Annotated in this window: 16 protein-coding genes, 2 tRNA genes and 1 other RNA gene; 12 read left to right on the top strand and 7 right to left on the bottom strand. The window is 69.1% G+C overall.

Annotated features, from left to right (window positions below; translation table 11 throughout):
• The first annotated feature begins 130 nt into the window (after window positions 1-130).
• Window positions 131-1135 (top strand): YlbL family protein, encoded by a 1005-nt coding sequence (locus BLW76_RS02420; protein WP_208613210.1) that lies wholly within the window; start codon window positions 131-133, stop codon window positions 1133-1135.
• Here BLW76_RS02420 and BLW76_RS02415 read toward each other — a convergent pair.
• Entirely contained in the window at window positions 1132-1671 is a 540-nt protein-coding gene (locus BLW76_RS02415; RefSeq protein ID WP_091304215.1) for a PPA1309 family protein, read from the bottom strand. The two genes, BLW76_RS02420 and BLW76_RS02415, sit on opposite strands and share 4 nt — an antisense overlap.
• A gap of 149 nt (window positions 1672-1820) precedes the next feature.
• On the opposite strand from BLW76_RS02415, the gene BLW76_RS02410 reads away from it, so the two are divergent.
• Together BLW76_RS02410 and BLW76_RS02405 are read left to right on the top strand one after the other, a co-directional pair.
• Window positions 1821-4826 carry a UPF0182 family protein gene (locus tag BLW76_RS02410; RefSeq protein WP_091304214.1) on the top strand — a complete coding sequence of 1002 codons (3006 nt, stop codon included), beginning with the start codon at window positions 1821-1823 and terminating at the stop codon, window positions 4824-4826.
• A gap of 67 nt (window positions 4827-4893) precedes the next feature.
• A tRNA-Met gene (locus BLW76_RS02405) sits at window positions 4894-4967 on the top strand.
• A gap of 132 nt (window positions 4968-5099) precedes the next feature.
• On the opposite strand, the gene BLW76_RS02400 is transcribed toward BLW76_RS02405, so the two are convergent.
• Window positions 5100-6521 (bottom strand): FAD-dependent monooxygenase, encoded by a 1422-nt coding sequence (locus tag BLW76_RS02400; RefSeq protein ID WP_091304213.1) that lies wholly within the window; start codon window positions 6519-6521, stop codon window positions 5100-5102.
• A 94-nt stretch (window positions 6522-6615) separates the two neighbouring features.
• Here BLW76_RS02400 and BLW76_RS02395 point away from each other — a divergent pair, with 94 nt between their 5' ends.
• The 8 genes from BLW76_RS02395 (at window position 6616) to BLW76_RS02360 (ending at window position 12607) form a co-directional block, all read left to right on the top strand.
• The gene (locus BLW76_RS02395) at window positions 6616-7200 is read left to right on the top strand and encodes a TetR/AcrR family transcriptional regulator C-terminal domain-containing protein (RefSeq protein WP_091304212.1); all 585 of its coding nucleotides are present in this window, start codon (window positions 6616-6618) and stop codon (window positions 7198-7200) included.
• Window positions 7201-7278: 78 nt separating this feature from the next.
• Window positions 7279-7352 (top strand) — tRNA-Met (locus tag BLW76_RS02390).
• A 417-nt stretch (window positions 7353-7769) separates the two neighbouring features.
• Window positions 7770-8270: a PadR family transcriptional regulator gene (locus BLW76_RS02385; RefSeq protein WP_091304211.1), complete on the top strand. Its 501-nt coding sequence runs from the start codon at window positions 7770-7772 to the stop codon at window positions 8268-8270.
• A 63-nt stretch (window positions 8271-8333) separates the two neighbouring features.
• Window positions 8334-9437, top strand: coding sequence for a peptide chain release factor 2 (prfB, locus tag BLW76_RS02380; protein ID WP_143060532.1), 1104 nt, complete (start codon window positions 8334-8336; stop codon window positions 9435-9437).
• 112 nt (window positions 9438-9549) lie between these two features.
• Window positions 9550-10239 carry a cell division ATP-binding protein FtsE gene (ftsE, locus tag BLW76_RS02375; RefSeq protein WP_003082104.1) on the top strand — a complete coding sequence of 230 codons (690 nt, stop codon included), beginning with the start codon at window positions 9550-9552 and terminating at the stop codon, window positions 10237-10239.
• A 49-nt stretch (window positions 10240-10288) separates the two neighbouring features.
• Window positions 10289-11182, top strand: a complete 894-nt coding sequence (gene ftsX / locus BLW76_RS02370; RefSeq protein WP_091304209.1) for a permease-like cell division protein FtsX — start codon at window positions 10289-10291, stop codon at window positions 11180-11182.
• Window positions 11183-11228: 46 nt separating this feature from the next.
• Window positions 11229-11711, top strand: a complete 483-nt coding sequence (gene smpB, locus BLW76_RS02365) for an SsrA-binding protein SmpB (RefSeq protein ID WP_043776590.1) — start codon at window positions 11229-11231, stop codon at window positions 11709-11711.
• The gene (locus BLW76_RS02360; protein ID WP_091304208.1) at window positions 11708-12607 is read left to right on the top strand and encodes an amidohydrolase family protein; all 900 of its coding nucleotides are present in this window, start codon (window positions 11708-11710) and stop codon (window positions 12605-12607) included. The genes smpB and BLW76_RS02360 overlap by 4 nt, the downstream gene beginning before the upstream one ends.
• Here the strand turns inward: BLW76_RS02360 and BLW76_RS02355 are convergent.
• The 5 genes from BLW76_RS02355 to BLW76_RS02335 form a co-directional block, all read right to left on the bottom strand.
• Window positions 12597-13898, bottom strand: coding sequence for an acyltransferase family protein (locus tag BLW76_RS02355; RefSeq protein WP_091304207.1), 1302 nt, complete (start codon window positions 13896-13898; stop codon window positions 12597-12599). The two genes, BLW76_RS02360 and BLW76_RS02355, sit on opposite strands and share 11 nt — an antisense overlap.
• Window positions 13899-13995: 97 nt before the next feature.
• Window positions 13996-14226, bottom strand: a complete 231-nt coding sequence (locus BLW76_RS02350) for a hypothetical protein (RefSeq protein WP_091304206.1) — start codon at window positions 14224-14226, stop codon at window positions 13996-13998.
• A gap of 115 nt (window positions 14227-14341) precedes the next feature.
• A complete protein-coding gene (locus BLW76_RS02345; RefSeq protein ID WP_086849331.1) occupies window positions 14342-14983 on the bottom strand; it encodes a response regulator transcription factor in 642 nt (213 codons plus the stop codon).
• A gap of 39 nt (window positions 14984-15022) precedes the next feature.
• The gene (locus BLW76_RS02340; protein ID WP_091304205.1) at window positions 15023-16156 is read right to left on the bottom strand and encodes a sensor histidine kinase; all 1134 of its coding nucleotides are present in this window, start codon (window positions 16154-16156) and stop codon (window positions 15023-15025) included.
• Window positions 16153-16827: a sensor domain-containing protein gene (locus BLW76_RS02335; RefSeq protein WP_091304204.1), complete on the bottom strand. Its 675-nt coding sequence runs from the start codon at window positions 16825-16827 to the stop codon at window positions 16153-16155. Before BLW76_RS02335 ends, BLW76_RS02340 begins: the two co-directional genes overlap by 4 nt.
• A 146-nt stretch (window positions 16828-16973) precedes the next feature.
• On the opposite strand from BLW76_RS02335, the gene ssrA reads away from it, so the two are divergent.
• Window positions 16974-17341, top strand: a transfer-messenger RNA (tmRNA) gene (gene ssrA, locus BLW76_RS02330).
• The last annotated feature ends 36 nt before the right edge of the window (window positions 17342-17377 follow it).

Raw genomic sequence — 17377 nt, 5'->3', positions numbered from 1 at the left:
CGAACGCGGTCACCGTACGCTGTCGGTCGTGACCAAGTCCTCCGAGGAGACCGCCCCCGCGAAGCGCGCCCCGGAACCGGCGCCGGAGCCGGCGGGCGACGACCGCCGGATGACCCGCCGTGGCTGGACACTGGTGGTCAGCGGCTCGCTGTTCCTGATCTTCGTGGTGCTCGGCTCGGTCGTGCCGGTGCCGTTCGTGGCCATCAGCCCCGGCCCGACCTACGACACGCTCGGTCGCGACGCCGCGGGCAACCCGGTCATCCAGGTCACCGGGCACGAGACCCACCCGACCACCGGCGAGCTGCGGATGACGACCGTCTCCCTGCACGACGGCGTCACCCTCTTCCAGGGCCTCGGCTTCTGGGCGAGCGGCCGCTACGCGCTCGCCCCGCGCGAGGAGTACTTCAAGCCGGGCGAGACGAACGAGCAGGTCAAGCAGGAGAACATCCAGCAGCTGCAGGACTCGCAGACGAACGCGCAGGTCGCCGCCCTGCGCAAGCTCGGCAACCCGATCAAGGTGGTGGCGAAGCAGATCGTCTCCGGCAGCCCGGCCGACCACGTGCTCTCGCCCGGCGACAAGCTGATCACCGTCAACGGCAAGAAGATCGTCGAGGCCGCCGACGTGCGGGCCGCGCTCGCCGGCACCCTGCCCGGCCAGACCGTCCAGATCACCTTCCAGTCCGACGGCCAGCCCGAGCGGACCGTGCCGCTCACCCTCGCCGCGCGCCCCGACCGCAAGGAAGGCTTCATCGGCCTCACCGCTGTCGACCGCGCCGACGTGCCGTTCACCGTCAACATCTCGCTGCAAGACGTCGGCGGCCCGTCGGCCGGGCTGATGTTCACCCTCGCCATCATCGACCGGCTCAAGGGCGACGACATCGCGGGCGGGCGGCACATCGCCGGCACCGGCGAGATCACCGAGACCGGCGAGGTCGGCCCGATCGGGGGAATCTCGTTCAAGGTCGTCGGCGCCCGCGAAGCAGGCGCCACCGACTTCCTGGTGCCCGCGCACAACTGCGCCGAGGCCAAGACCACCGCACCCGCCGGGCTCAACCTCATCAAGGTGTCCACACTGGACGACGCGCTCGCCCAGCTGGCCAACCTGAAGGCGGGACGCCCGACGGCCGCCTGCTAGGGCAGCAGCGTGGCCTTCAGCGCTTCGACCAGGTTCGGCGCCAGGTCGGGGCTTTCCACGATCTCGTCGATCGTCTCGTCCGTGCCCGCTCCGCGCAGCCGCATCACGCAGGCGCCCTCGCCATCGCGCAGGACGGCCGCCACCAGGCGGGCCTCCGTGCGCTGCGGGTGGTCGGCCGCCGCGCGGCGGAGGCTGTCGGCGTCCGCCTCGGCGACGTCCGGCAGCTCCGACTCCGAGCCCGGCGGCAGCACGATGATCTCCTGGGCGAGGGCGCACCCGATGACGAGGTCGGGCCAGGCGATCCGGCCCAGCGCCTCGGCCAGGTCGCCCTCGGGCAGCGCTTCCTGCGCCACCGGCGTCAGCGGGTTCGCCCGGTCCAGCTGGCCGGCCAGCTCCGGCTGCTCGTCCAGCAGCGCCGCCGTCGGCACCAGCGCGAACAGCTGCGGCGGCTGGTCCCAGCCGCCCGCGGCCATGAACTCCTCGATCTCACGGGCGAGCGCGGCCACGCCGGCCTGTCGCGCTTCGTTCGCTGCCATGCGCACATCGTGTCAGGTCGGCCGGGGCGGAGCCGCCGCGAGTCCGGTTTGGGCGGGTCCCGGGAACTTCACCGGGCATCCGTAGAGTTAGGGAATCAGGGGGCGCACGCGCCCCTGCTCGAGTATTGACGAAGACAGGAGCGTGTGCCGTGGCGACTCGGCCCCCGGTGAGCCTGCCGAAGCTGTCCCGGCGAAGCCGGATCCTCCTCATCATCGCCGCGGTGATCGTGCTGGCGCTGTTGCTCGGAGCCCGCCTCCTCGACACGTACGTCGACTGGCTGTGGTTCGGCGAAGTCGGCGCACGGTCGGTGTTCACCACGCAGGTGGTGACCCGGATCATCCTGTTCTTCGCCGTCGGCCTGCTCGTCGGCGGGGCGCTGGCGGTGAGCCTGATGATCGCCTACCGCACCCGCCCGGTGTTCGTGCCGATCTCCGGCGCCGACGACCCGCTGGCGCGCTACCGCTCGGCGATCGTCGCCCGGATCCGCCTCTTCGGCATCGGCATCCCGGTGCTCACCGGCCTCATCGCCGGCCTCTCCGCCCAGGGCGACTGGCAGGTCGTGCAGCTGTTCCTCAACGGCACCTCGTTCGGCCAGACCGACCCCGAGTTCGGCAAGGACGTCGGCTTCTACGCCTTCAGCCTGCCGTTCTACAACTGGCTCCTCGGCTGGCTGTTCATCACCGTCGTCGTCTCCTTCTTCGGCGCGCTGATCTCGCACTACGTCTTCGGCGGCATCCGGCTGGCCGGCAAGGGCGGCCAGCTCGCCGGCCCGACCCGCGCGCAGCTCGCCATCACCGTCGGCCTCTTCGTGCTGCTGAAGGCCGTCGAGTACTTCTTCGACCGCTACAACCTGCTGCTGTCCGACCGCGGTGCCCCGCTGTTCATCGGCGCCACCTACACCGACCTCAACGCGGTGCTGCCCGCCAAGCTGATCCTGCTGTGCATCTCGACGATCTGCGCGATCGCGTTCTTCGCCGGCGCCTTCCTGCGCAACCTGCAGCTGCCGGCCATTTCGCTCGTGCTGCTGATCCTGTCCGGCATCCTCGTCGGCGTCGCCTGGCCCGCCATCCTCGACCAGTTCTCGGTGAAGCCCAACGCGAACGAGAAGGAAGCGACGTCCATCCAGCGCAACATGGACGCCACCCGCCGCGCCTACGGCCTCACCGACGTCCAGTACCAGCCCTACACCGGCAAGTCGGACGCCACCCCGGACCAGATCAAGAGCGACACCGGGACGATGTCGAACATCCGGCTGCTCGACCCGAACATCCTCTCCGACACCTTCACCCAGCGCGTCGGCCGCGAGAACTTCTACGGCTTCCCGGCCAAGCTCGACATCGACCGCTACACCGTCGGCGGCGTGACGCAGGACTACATCGTCGCCGCCAAGGAGATCAAGACCGAGGGCCTTACCGGCAACCAGACCAGCTGGATCAACAAGCACCTCGTCTACACCCACGGCAACGGCTTCGTCGTCGCGCCGGCCAACACGATCGACCGCGCGGTCAAGGACGCCAACTCCGACGGCGGCTACCCGATCGCCACGACCAGCGACACGCAGAACCCGGCAGGCGCCGGCGCGCCCGCGCCCGGCCAGCAAGGCATCCAGGTCAAGGAACCCCGCATCTACTACGGCGAGCTGTCCGCCGCGGAATCCGACTACGCCATCGTCGGCGGCACCTCCGGCAACGCCCCCGGCGAGTACGACACCGCGACCGACCGCTACACCTACCAGGGCACCGGCGGCGTCCCCATCGACAACCTGTTCAACCGCCTCGCCTTCGCCGCCGAGTACGGCGAACGCAACATCCTGTTCTCCGACGCCATCGGCGACAACTCCAAGATCATGTACAACCGCGACCCGCGCGACCGCGTCAGCAAGGTCGCGCCCTGGCTGACCCTCGACGGCGACCCGTACCCGGCGGTCGTCGACGGCAAGATCCAGTGGATCATCGACGGCTACACCACGCTCAACAACTTCCCGTACGCCCAGCAGACCCAGCTCGGCGCGGCCACCAACGACTCCCTCACCGGCGTCGCCCGGCAGGCCAACAGCTCCATCAACTACATCCGCAACTCGGTCAAGGCCACCGTCGACGCCTTCAACGGCACAGTCACGCTGTACTCGATCGACGACAAGGAACCGGTCCTCGACGCCTGGGAGAAGGTCTTCCCCGGGCTCGTGAAGCCCAGCTCCGAGATCTCCCCGGACCTGCGCGCCCACTTCCGCTACCCCGAGGACCTCTTCAAGATCCAGCGTGAACTGCTGTCGCGCTACCACGTCAGCAACCCGCAGGAGTTCTACTCGCAGCAGGCCTTCTGGAGCGTCCCGCAGGACCCGACCGCCGAAGGCGGCTCCAACCCGGCGGCCGCCGGCGCGGCCAACCAGCCCGGCTACTACGTCCTCGCCGACACCCCCGGCCAGACCAAGCCGACGTTCCAGCTGACCAGCTCCCTGACCGGCCTCCAACGCCAATACCTCGCGTCCTGGATGTCGGTGTCCTCCGACCCCGCCGACTACGGCAAGATCCGCGTCCTCCAGCTACCCAGCGCGGCCACCGGAGCCACCCAGGTCGACGGCCCGGTCCAAGTCCAGAACCGGTTCCAGAGCGACTCCCGCGTCGCCCAGGACCGCACCCTGTTCAACAACCCCAACGTCACCCCCATCTACGGCAACCTGATCACGCTCCCGGTCGCCGACGGCTTCCTCTACGTCGAACCCGTCTACATCCGGCAGCGCAACCAGAACAGCTACCCGCAGCTGGCCCGCGTCCTCGTCTCCTACGGACCCAAGGTCGGCTACGGCGCCACCCTCCAGGAAGCCCTCGACCAGGTCTTCGGCCCCGGCACCGGCGAAGCCACCACCACACCACCCCAAGCCGGGCAGCCCACCACGAACCCGCCGGCCAGCTCCACCAACCCCACCACCACGCCACCCCCGAACAACGGCGGCGGCAACGCGGCCCTCGACCGGGCGGTCGCCGACATCCAATCGGCCCTCGCCAAACTCAAAGCCGCCCAGCAATCCGGCAACTTCACCGACCAAGGCGCCGCACTCGCAGCCCTCGACGCAGCCGCCAAGGCCTACGAAGCAGCCAAGACCGCAGCACCCGGCACCAGCACCCCACCCCCCAGCACCCAGCCCGGAGGGTGACGTCCATTACCGAACCGGCACCTGCTTTGCACCCGCCCGAAAGGCAGGCGTAAGGTAGGAGCCACAACGCGGGGTGGAGCAGCTCGGTAGCTCGCTGGGCTCATAACCCAGAGGTCGCAGGTTCAAATCCTGTCCCCGCTACAGAGGTAGGAGGCGTGTGTTCGCGGAGGGCGCGAACCACGCCTCCTTCGCATTTGTCCTGGGGGTCGAACCCCCAGACCCCCGCCAGGGGGGCTTCGCCGCCCCTGGACCCCCCGGTGTCTGGTTGCGTTGTCATGTCAGCCAGGTTTTTGTTTCTCCTGTTGTGTTTGCCACGTAGCCGTCTGGGCGGATCAAGACCCTTGTGATTTCTGGCCAGGGGAGTTCTGGGAGCTCTGCTACGACTACCTCTGTGTGTGGTTGGGCTTCTGGGGTTTTTGTCAGGAGGACCCACTTTCCCTTGTGGAACAAGGAGCTTGCGTGGTCTCCGTTGGGTAGCAGTAGGTCCGGGAGGCGGGTGCCTGCTGCTGGGTGGGGATCCTCTGTTTTGTAGGTGATGGCGAGGCCTGAGATCATTCCGGACAGGTGGTGCTGGACCTCGGGGAGGGCTGTCAGGTCTCGGAAGAGGGCTCTTAGCGCTCGCTGGTTTGGGGTTGTGGGGATCAGGGCGTTCTGGGCCGCTACGTTGTCCAGGACCTTTTGGGCTACTGGGCGGCGCTCCGCTTCGTAGGTGTCCAGGAGATTCGGGGCTGCGTGGTTGTGGAGCGTCGCTGCCAGCTTCCAGCCCAGGTTCATTGCGTCCTGGATTCCCAGGTTCAGGCCCTGGCCTCCTGCCGGGAAGTGGGTGTGGGCCGCGTCGCCGGCCAGGAAGATACGGCCTACCCGGTAGTGCTCGGCCAGACGGCTGTCGTCGGAGAAGCGGGATGCCCAGCGGATCTCTTCGATCTCCGCTTCGGGGCCGAAGCGTTCGGTGACCGCGTCGCGGACTTCGTTGTCTGTCGCCTTTGCTCGGAGGTTTTCGGGGCGGTTCAGGCGGTCTCCGAAGCTGATGCGGTACAGGTTCGGCTCGTTCAAGGGGATCACTCCGATGAACTTGCCCGGGCTCTGTGACGTCACCATGTTCGTCGTCGAACGCCACTGCGTGGGCACTCCCGGGGGTGTTCGCTTGAACCGGACGTCCGCTGCCACGCCGTGGCCCTGGCCTTCGATGCCCTCGAAGCGCATGTTCAGGGCCTTGCGGATCGTGCTGCGGCCGCCGTCGCACGCCACCAGGTACTTCGCTCGGATCTGCAGCTCTCCCGCCGTGATCGTGACGCCGTCCGCGTCCTGCGTGAACGACGTCAGCTCGTGGCCTCGCCTCACCCGCACGCCCTGCTCCGCCAGGCGCTCCTCCAGCGCCGCCTCCACCTCCGCCTGCGGGATGCCCAGCTGGTACGGGTGGCGGGTGTCCCAGCCCGCGTAGCACACCGGGATCACCGCGAAGTGTCCGTCCGCGACAGTCGCGAACGAGCGGTCCTTCGCGCGCGGCAGCAAACCCCGCAGATCCAGCACTTCCGCCGTGCGCGGCTGGAGGTTCAGAGCCTTCGACAGGCCCGTTCGCTCGTGCATCCGCTCGAGCACCGAGGTGTCCACTCCGGCCAGTGCCAGCTCGTTCGCCAGCATCAGACCCGTCGGGCCCGCGCCGGCCACCACCACCTCGGTCGTCATCTTCCGCATCCCCAGCTCCTTAACAACGTTAAATTGACCTGACCCGAGGATGGCCTTAACATCGTTAAATTGTCAAGCGGTGATCGTGAGGAGTAGCGCAAAGATGGCTCTGACCAGGGAGAACATTGCTCGGTCCGGGCTCAAGTTGCTTAACGAAGTGGGCCTCAACGGGCTCACGCTGCGGCTGATCGCCGGCGACCTCGGCGTGAAGGCGCCCGCGCTGTACTGGCACATGAAGAACAAGCAGGAGTTGCTCGACGAGATGGCCACGCAGATGTACCGGGACTCCGCCGGCGATCGGCGGCCGCCGGCGTCGCTGGGGGAGTGGGAGGGTGTGGCCCACAGTGCCCGTGCGCTGCGGCGGATGATGCTCGCCTACCGGGACGGCGGCAAGGTTTTCGCTGGTACGTACCTGGGTGACACCAGTCTCGTCGGGGAGCATCCGCTGCGCCGGAGCATCGAGGCCGGGCTCGACGAACGGCTGGCCGGCCGGGCCACCTTCACCGTCTACTGCTTCGTCGTCGGGTACGTCATCGAGGAGCAGGCCGTGCGGCCCATGCCCGGCGAGTTCGACGAGCGGTACCGGGAGTCCGCCGGGGAGGCGGTGCTGGGCGACGCCGACGCGCGGTTCGAGGACGGGCTCGCCATGGTCCTCAGTGGAGCCCGCCAGTGGCTGGAGACGGCGTAACGGCTGGTCAGAGTGCTTTTGGACCCCCGGTGTAAAGCCCTTGGCGACCCCATGTAATCTATTCAAGTACCACAACGGCGCGGGGTGGAGCAGCTCGGTAGCTCGCTGGGCTCATAACCCAGAGGTCGCAGGTTCAAATCCTGTCCCCGCTACAGAGGTAAGAGGCGTGTGCGAACGGAAAGCGTTCGCACACGCCTCTTTCGCATTGTATTGGGGGTCGGACCCCCAAACCCCCGCCAAGGGGGGCTCCGCCCCCTTGGATCCCCCGTGGTGGTCGCCTCTCGCTACGAATCTCGCGATGTGGGCGTCCGGTGTGGGTGGTTGCGGTGTGTGTCCGCGGTGCGCCAAGCCGGGGAGTGCCGGCCGGCGAACTCACCTGCCTGGAGGTTGCCGGGGCGGCCTGGGTGCGTCTGGTTGGACCAAAAAAACCTGGGAGCGGTTGCAGAGCGTATTCAGGTCCACAGTGGACCTGGTCGCATTGGGCCGAACGAGGGGATCTCACTAGCCACAATGGACAGATCCGCTGACCACTGTGGACACAGCGGCCGATAAGTGGGAATCTAGGAGGCGTGTCCGAATTGAATGCAACAGCCGCCGCCCTGCTCGGTCTGCTCCACGACGGTCCCGCCACCGGCGGGCAGCTCGTCGCCGGAGCCGGAGAGCGGTTCGGTGCCTTCTTCAGCGTCACCCGCAGCCAGGTGTACCGGGAGCTCCCGGCGCTGTCCAAGGAAGGCCTCGTCCGGCTCGGCAAGCAGGGCCCGCGCTCCAGCCAGCAGTACCTGATCACCGCCGCCGGCAAGAAGGCCTTCAAGGCCTGGCTGACCTCCGAAGCCGGCCCCGACCACCTGCGCAGCCCGCTCATCCTGCGGCTCGTGCACGCGGGCTCGCTGACGGCGAAGCAGCGCCAGACGCTGCTCGAGTCGGCGCGCTCGAGCTACAGCCAGCAGCTCGACGACGCCAAGGCGGCCACGAAGGCGGCCGAGGGGCCGTACGAGAAGGCCGTCGCCGAGTTCGCCCAGGCTCAGGCCAAGGCCGCGCTCAAGCTGCTCGACGCCATCCCCGCGGCCTGAGGTTCGCGCGCCCACGACCGGTCCTCGCAACCGGTCGTGGGTTTTGCCGTAACCTTGACAAACGTGAGCGATGAGTTCGACGCGGCAATGAGGGACCTGACCGGCAAGCTGACGCAGATCGAGTCGGTGATGGACCTGGATGCGCTGCGTGCCCAGGTGGCCGACCTGGAGCAGCAGGCCTCCAGCCCAACCCTCTGGGACGACCCGGAGGCGGCGCAGAAGGTCACCAGCCAGCTGTCCCACCGGCAGGGCGAGCTGCGCCGGGTCTCCGACCTGCGCCAGCGGCTCGACGACCTCGGCGTGCTGTACGAGCTCGCCGAGGCCGAAGGCGACTCCGGCAGCATGGGCGAGGCCGAAACCGAGCTCGCCGACCTCGGCAAGGCCATCGACGGCCTCGAGGTCCGCACGCTGCTCTCGGGCGAGTACGACGACCGCAACGCCGTCGTCACCATCCGCTCCGAGGCCGGCGGCGTCGACGCGGCCGACTTCGCCGAGATGCTCCTGCGCATGTACCTGCGCTGGGCCGAGCGCCACGGCTACCCGACCGACGTCTACGACATCTCCTACGCCGAAGAGGCGGGCATCAAGTCGGCGACGTTCAAGGTCAGCGCCCCCTACGTCTACGGCACCCTCTCCGTCGAGCAGGGCACCCACCGGCTCGTCCGGATCTCGCCGTTCGACAACCAGAGCCGCCGCCAGACGTCGTTCGCGCACGTCGAGGTGCTGCCCGAGGTCGAAGAGGTCGACCACGTCGACATCCCGGAGAAGGACATCCGGGTCGACGTCTACCGCTCGTCGGGCCCCGGTGGGCAGAGCGTGAACACGACCGACTCCGCGGTGCGCATCACGCACATCCCGACGAACATCGTCGTCTCCTGCCAGAACGAGAAGTCGCAGCTGCAGAACAAGGCGGCCGCGATGAAGGTCCTCCAGGCGCGGCTGCTGCAGCGGAAAAAGGAAGAAGAGCGCAAGGAGATGGACGCGCTCAAGGACGGCGGCTCCAGCTGGGGCAACCAGATGCGCTCCTACGTGCTGCACCCGTACCAGATGGTGAAGGACCTGCGGACCGAGTTCGAGGTCGGCAACCCGACCGCGGTGCTCGACGGCGACATCGACGGCTTCCTCGACGCCGGTATCCGCTGGCGGAAGCAGAGCGCCACCGTCTGATCGGCGCAGCGGGTGTTTGCCCGACCGCTCACCGTACGCAAACACCCGCTGCTCCACCCGGGTGGACCGGGCAACCGGGGCTTCACGAGACCGGTGGGTAGTATGCCGAATCGTGATCCGGCTCGAAGAGGTTTCCAAGGTCTACAAGACCTCGACGCGGCCCGCGCTCGAGCGGGTGTCCGTCGACATCGAAAAGGGTGAGTTCGTCTTCCTCATCGGTCCCTCGGGATCGGGGAAGTCGACCTTCCTCCGGCTGCTGCTGCGCGAAGAGACGCCCAGCAAGGGCCGCGTGATGGTGTCCAACTTCGACGTCGCCAAGCTGGCCCGCCGCCGGGTCCCCCGGCTGCGGCAGACCATCGGCTGCGTCTTCCAGGACTTCCGCCTGCTGGCGAACAAGACCGTCGCGGAGAACGTGGCGTTCGCCCTCGAGGTCATCGGCAAGCCCGGTCCGACCATCAAGAAGGTCGTCCCCGAGGTGCTGGAGCTCGTCGGCCTCGACGGCAAGGCGGACCGGCTCCCCAACGAGCTCTCCGGTGGTGAGCAGCAGCGCGTCGCGATCGCGCGCGCGTTCGTGAACCGCCCGCTGGTGCTGCTCGCCGACGAACCGACCGGGAACCTGGACCCCGACACCAGCCAGGACATCATGCTGCTGCTGGAGCGGATCAACCGCACCGGCACCACCGTCCTGATGGCCACCCACGATCACTCCATCGTGGACTCCATGCGGCGCCGAGTCGTCGAGCTGCAGCTCGGCCGGGTGATCCGCGACGACGCCCGCGGCGTCTACGGCATCGGCCGCTGACCACCCCGCTCCGCCCAGCCGCCCCCGAACCCAAGGACCTGCACCCGCCATGCGCGCCAGTTTCGTCTTCAGTGAGGTAGTCACCGGCCTGCGCCGGAACGTCACGATGACCATCGCGATGATGCTGACCACGGCCGTGTCGCTCGCCATGCTCGGCGGCGGCCTCCTCGCCGTGCGCACCATCGACAAGATGAAGTCCAACTTCCTCGCCGACGTCGAGGTTTCGGTCTACCTCACCGACGACATCAGCGCGAACGACAAGAACTGCACGCAGGCGCTGTGCCAGTCGCTGCGGACTTCGCTGCAGAGCAACAACGGTGTCGAGTCGGTCGTGTTCGAGAACCGCGACCAGGCCTTCGACCGGTTCAAGAAGATCTTCGAGAGCCAGCCGGAACTGATCGCGCTCACCGGCCCCGAGTCGCTGCCCGCGTCGCTGCACGTGAAGCTGAAGGACCCGGACCGCAGCGACGCGATCGTGCAGGAGTACGCGAACAAGCCGGGCGTGCGGAAGGTCGACGACCAGAAGAAGTTCCTCGACCGCGTCTTCAACGCCTTCAACGGCGTCCGCAACATGGCCTTCGGCGCCGCGCTCATCATGGCCGTCGCCGCGCTGCTGCTCATCGCCAACACGATCCAGGTGTCCGCGTTCACCCGGCGCACCGAGGTCGGCATCATGCGGCTGGTGGGCGCGACGCGGTGGTACACGCAGCTGCCGTTCCTCCTGGAGGCGGTGGTCGCCGGCGTGGTCGGTGCGGTCCTCGGGATCGTCATGCTGGTGCTCACCAAGGTGAGCTTCCTCGACTCGGTGTTCACCGGCGACGTCTTCCCGAAGATCACCACGCTGGAGCTGCTGTTCCCGGTCGCGCCGATCCTGCTCGGGGTGTCCGTGCTGATCTCCGCCATCACCGGGTACGTCACGCTGCGGCTGTACGTCCGGCACTAGATTTAACCGGCTGCTTGTCACTGTCGGAATCACGTAGAGTGGTCGTATGCCCAAGGAACGTGGCCAGAAGGTGATCGTGTCGAACCGCAAGGCGCGGCACGATTACTCCATCCTCGACACCTACGAGTGCGGTCTCGTGCTCGTCGGCACCGAGGTCAAGAGCCTGCGCGAGGGCAAGGCGTCGCTGGCGGACGCGTTCGCGACGGTCGACGACGGCGAAGTGTGGCTGCGCAACGTGCACATCCCGGAGTACACGCAGGGCACGTGGACCAACCACATGCCGCGGCGCACCCGGAAGCTGCTGCTGCACCGGCGCGAGATCGAGAAGCTCATCGGCAAGACCAAGGAGAGCGGGCTCTCCCTGGTGCCGCTGTCGATGTACTTCAAGGACGGCAAGGTCAAGGTCGAGATCGCGCTGGCCCAGGGCAAGAAGGCCTACGACAAGCGGCAGACGCTCGCCAAGCGCGACGCGGAGCGCGACATCAGGAAGGCCATGGGCCGCGCGCTCAAGGGCCGGTTCACGGAGTGACGCCCGGCCCGGCCTCCGATGCCGACGTCGCCGGCTGGACGGCGTCGCTGGGGCTGCCGGGCCTGGTCGACCTGCACGTCCACTTCCTGCCGAAGCCGGTGCTGGACAAGGTCTGGGCGTACTTCGACCGGGCTTCGGCGCACTACGGCACCGAGTGGCCGGTGTTCTACCGCACGTCCGAAGAAGAGCGGCTCGCGACACTGCGTTCGCTCGGTGTCACCCGCTTCGCGCCGCTGGTCTACCCGCACAAGCCGGGGATGGCGCAGTGGCTGACCGAGTGGGCGCTCGAATTCGCTTCGCGCGTGCCGGCCGCGGTGCCGACCGGCACGTTCTACCCCGAGCCCGGCGCCGGGTCCGCTGTGGACGGTGCCCTGCGGGCCGGCGCCCGGGTGTTCAAGGCGCACGTGCAGGTGGGCGCGTACGACCCGCGTGACGCGCAGCTGACCCCGGTGTGGGGCGCGCTGGCCGACGCCGGCGTCCCGGTCGTCGTCCACTGTGGACACGGTCCGTTGCGGGGCGACTTCACCGGGTTGTCGGTCTTCGAAGAAGTCCTGGCGCGGCACCCGAAGCTGACGGCGGTGCTCGCGCACGCGGCGATGCCGGAGTTCGGGACGGCGTTCGACCTGCTGGCGAAGTACCCGCGGGTGCACCTGGACACCACGATGGTCGGGGTGCCGTTCGCCGAGGCGATGGCGCCGCTGCCGCCGGACTGGACCGCCCGGCTGGCCGCGTACGCCGACCGCGTCGTGCTCGGCACGGACTTCCCGAACATCCCGTACCCGTACGCGACGCAGCTGCAGGCGATCGCCGGCTGGGCGGCAGCCGACGATCGCCTGGGCGAGCCGTTCCTGCGGGCCGTGCTGCACGACACGCCGTCACGCCTGCTCAGCGCTTGAGCACAGCTCGTTCGCTGACGGCGACCGCGCGGCCGAGCAGGTCGGCCACCGGGATCTGCTTGCCCGCCAGGAGGAACCCGGCCGTTGCCAGCAGCACCCACGGCACCGGGCCGCGGGCGATGCCGTCCGAGAGCGGGGCGAACCCGTGCGCCGCCAGGCCGAGCAGGCCACCCGACACCATGAGCCCGGCCACGACCAGCTGCGGCGTCCGGACGGTGAGTGCGCCGGTGTCGCGCTGCACCTCGAAGTGGGCGAACAGCCGCAGCAGTCCCAGCAGCACGAGCCCGCACGCCGCGAACCAGCCGGGCGCCATGACCAGCCAGAACACCGTGCCCGGTGCCGGGGTCTGGTAACCCAGTCCGTACACGGTCACGCCCGCCACGACAATCAGCGCCGGCATGTGCCAGAGGTAGACGCTCATGAACCGCGCGCCGAGCCAGCCGAGGGCGTCGCCGACGCCGGGACGGGCGGCGAGCGCGTTGAGCTGCGGGCGGAAGGCGAGCAGCAGGCCGACCTGGCCGACGGCGAGGAACGCGAGCAGCACGGTCGGCGGGCTCATGTTCGACACCGGCGCGCCCGGCATGCCGATCATGCTGGCCGGGTACGGCCCGAACGCGACCATCAGCGCGGTGACGCCGAACCCGGCGGCGGACAGCGCCAGCGCGCCGCGGCGGGTCAGCGAGCCGAGGCGGCCTTCGACGTAGTGGAAACCGAGCTGGTGCACCGCCACCCAGACGAAGATCGCGTTGGCGTAACCGATGTAGCCGAGGTCGTTGAAGCGGGCGACGTCGACGAGGATGCCCGCCGCGCCCATGGCGAGCGGCACTTTCAGGCCCCAGCGCCGGTGCGCGGCGACCATGAGCGGTGTCAGCAGCACGACGAGCACGTACACCGCGAGGAACCACAGCAGCTGCGCGGCGATCGCACTGGCGACCTGCAGCGGTTGCGGCGGGACGCCCAGGCCGCGCAGGAAGTCCGGCACGACCAGCCAGACCGCCAGCAGCGGCAGCACCGGCACCATCAGGCGCTTGATGCGCCCGGCGAGCCACAGCCGGGTGGACGCCGCGCGGCGGAACGAGATCAGGTTCGCCGCGCCGCCGGCGAAGAAGACCAAGGGCATGACCTGGCTGAGCCACGTGACGATCCACCAGCCCGGCGTCGCGAGGGCGTTGCCGGTGGCGAGGTGCCCGTCGGAGTAGGAGAGCACCGGCATGGTCCAGTGCTGGGCGATGACGGCGAGGATGGCCCCCGCCCGGACGACGTCGAGAAACCTGTCCCGGCTCGTGTGCATGCTGATCAGCTTGGTCGCTTCGACCGGGGAAAACAGCGGTGCTGACCGGCGTCTTCGGGGTCCTGTTCACCCCCGGTGGATACGGGGGTTCTCCCTACTAGCGCAGGCCGTCCGGCTCGGGTTCGGGCTCGTGCTGCGTCGCGGCCAGGCGGTACTCCCAGCCGTGTTCGGTGAGGCCGAGCTCGTAGCGGGTCTCGATCTTCGGGCCGCCGTGGAGGTGGATGTGCCGGATGACCGTGCCGGGCACCGGTTCGGCGTCCCCGAGCTCCTGGACGCGGCCGTCGAGCGGGCCGCCGAAGAAACGGACGCAGCGGGTCTCGTCGGACATCTGCGCGCTCCTCTCGACGGGTCCGCTCATGGTAGGTGAGCGCTCACACCGGTGCCGCCCGCGGAACGGGTGACTCGGCGTCCACCCTACGGGACTTCCGGTCACGCGCTGTTGCTCAGCGGCCCAGGTACGTCAACACCGCACGCACGCGGCGGTGTTCCTCCGCGCTGGCTTCGAGCCCGAGCTTCGAGAAGATGTTGCCGATGTGCTTCTCCACCGCGCCGTGCGAAACCACCAGGGAATTCGCGATAGCCGTGTTGGACAGGCCCTGCGCCATCAGGCCGAGGACCTCGGATTCGCGGGCGGTCAGCGCGTCGAGGGGGTTGCGGCGGCCGCGGGCCATCAGCTGGGCGATGACGTCCGGGTCGATCGCCGTGCCGCCGTTCGCCACGCGGCGGACCGCGTCCAGGAAGTCCGCGACGTCCGCCACGCGCTCCTTCAGCAGGTAGCCCACACCGCCCGCGCCGCCGGAGAGCAACTCGACCGCGTACGACTCCTCGACGTACTGCGACAGCACCAGCACCGGCAGGCCCGGGATCTCCTTGCGCGCCGCCAGCGCCGCGCGCAGGCCCTCGTCGGTGAACGTCGGCGGCATGCGGACGTCGACGATCGCCAGGTCAGGACGGTGTTCCTTGATCGCGCCGAGGAGGTCGTCCCCGTTGTCGACGGCCGCTGCCGTCTCGATGCCCTCGTCGGCGAGCAGGCGGGTCACCCCGGCCCGCAGCAGCACGGCGTCCTCGGCGATGACTACCCGCATCCGGCCCCCAAGCTCGTGGATGAACGGGGTCCAGCCTATTCACCACTGGCAGGGCAGGTCAGCCCGGATCACGGTCGGCCCGCCGACGGGGCTCACCACGGTGATGACGCCGTCGATCGTCGCGGCGCGGTCGGCCAGGCCGGCCAGCCCGCCGCCGGGACGCACCTCCGCGCCGCCGTGGCCGTTGTCGGTGATCTCGACGACGACGTGGTCGTCGGTCCGCCACACCTTCACGCCGGCTTCGGTCGCCCCGGAGTGCTTGGCGATGTTCGTCAGCGTCTCGCCGACGATGAAGTACGCCGTCGTCTCCACCGCGGCCGGCGGGCGCGGGTCCACGTCCACCGAGACGTCGACCGGGATCGGCGACTTCGCCGCCTGCGCGGACAGCGCCGCGTCCAGCCCCCGGTCGCCGAGGACGGCCGGGTAGATGCCGCGCGCCAGGTCACGCAGCTCCGACACGGCCAGCTTCGCGTCCATGTGCGCCTCGTCGATCAGCTCCCGCACCGCCTGCGGGTCCTGGTCGAACTTCGACTTCGCGCGCCCCAGGCTCATCGCGACGGCCACCAGCCGCTGCTGCGCGCCGTCGTGCAGGTCACGCTCGATGCGGCGGCGTTCGGCTTCGGCCGCGTCGACCCCGCGCGCCCGGGACGCCTGCAGCCGCTCGGCCTTCTGCTCCAGCCGCTTCGTGCGATCCGGCCCGAGCAGCGCCAGCGCCAGTTCGCCGTGCAGCCAGCCCAGCCACGGCGTCACCCAGATCGCCATCGGCAGCAGCACGATCGACGCCAGCGCGATCGCGAGCTCCACGCACGCCAGCGGGAACGCCGCCATCAGGTATGCGAGGTCACGCCACGTCGTCGGGTCGCTCAACCGGGTGACCCACCGGCGCAGCAGCGGCTGCCCCTCCGCGTACGGCCGCCGCTGCACCGGCGGCAGCGGCACGCTCAGCAACCGGCCGGCCCAGCCGCGTTCACGGTCGCCGGACCAGCGGACGAAACTCGTCGTCGCCAGCAGGATCGGGAACCCGACCCAGATCACCGCCGTCGCGATGCCCACCGCCATGCCGACCACGATCAGCACGAACTGCACGAGCCGGAAGACGAAGCTGACGATCATGTAGAGGATCGTGCGAGCCGGGTGCGGCCGCGGGTGTTCCAGCTGTTGCCCCTCGCTCATCCCGCCACCAGGTTCTTCTCTTCCGCCTCGGCCCACCAGCGCTCCATCCGGCGGCGCTGCCCCACCGTCGGCCCCAGCAGCGCGTGCGCCAGCCGGGCGTGCGTCCCCGCCAGCGCCTTGGTCAGCGCCACCGACAACGCGACGAACAACACCCCCACCGCCGCCCACGGTAGCGCTTCGACGGTGGAGTCCACGGTCAGCCACGGCACCTCCCAGTCCGGGAAGCGGTACTCGCCGCCCGGCAGCCACCGGAAGTAGACGGGCAGGAAGACGAGCGCGAGGCTCGTCGACCAGAACGTCGTCACGAGCACGAACTCGACCAGGCCCACCGGGAAGAGGAGGGCGAAGTAGGCGAAGTCCCGCCAGGTAGCGGGGTCCTTCAGCCGCCCCTTCCACCGCGCGGACTGCTTGCCGGCGGGCAGCGGCAGGTAGGGGAGGTCGATGTAGCGGTCCAGCAGCGCGTAGACCCGGGCCCGCTCCAGCCGCGCGGCCCCCCGCACCCCGAGCACGACGACGGCGAGCAAACCCACCCCGACCCACACCACGGCGGTCCCCACCCCCGCCGAGACCAGGGCCGTGAGGAACCCGAACGCCAGCACCCCCAGCGGCAGGTTCATCAGCAGGAACACCACCGAACCACCGAACGGCGGATCCCGCCTCTCGCTCACCATGACGCACTCCTTTCGACGCCTCCCAGCATCGCGGCCGGCCGAGGTGGGCGACATGGTGCGAGCGGGCATCCCCGCGGTAGGGCAGGCCCCACCCCTCCGGGACTAAAGCGGTCGCGCCGGGCGTTATGATGGCTACGACCCAACAAGGGGGTGAACGGTTTCGACTTTGGACGTTGATTCAGGAGAAGCGTGCCGGTGCAGGCGAGAGACCACCGTAAGCGTCATCGCAACCAAATAAGCGCCGACTCCAGTCAGCGCGAGTTCGCCCTCGCCGCCTGAGCGAGTGCGACTCTGTCGGCCCGGGTTCGCCTCCGGCCCGGGTACCGGCATCAGCTAGGAGGCTCAGCGACTGTCCCGGCCACGGGGAACAGTCGTGAAGCAAACAGTGGCTGGGCTCGTCACCTCGGCTTGTTCGCGTGACCGAGGGAGCCAAGCAGAGACGTAGCGGACTGCGCACGGAGAAGCCCTGTTGATACGCCAGAGGACCCGGGTTCAATTCCCGGCACCTCCACGGCACTTCGCGGAAAGGCCCACGCCCCTTCGGGGCTGG

It is taken from the genome of Amycolatopsis tolypomycina (assembly GCF_900105945.1).
Classification (GTDB): domain Bacteria; phylum Actinomycetota; class Actinomycetes; order Mycobacteriales; family Pseudonocardiaceae; genus Amycolatopsis; species Amycolatopsis tolypomycina.
The sequence above is the reverse complement of the archived record's forward strand: the minus strand, read 5'-3'. Positions and strand labels throughout refer to the sequence as shown.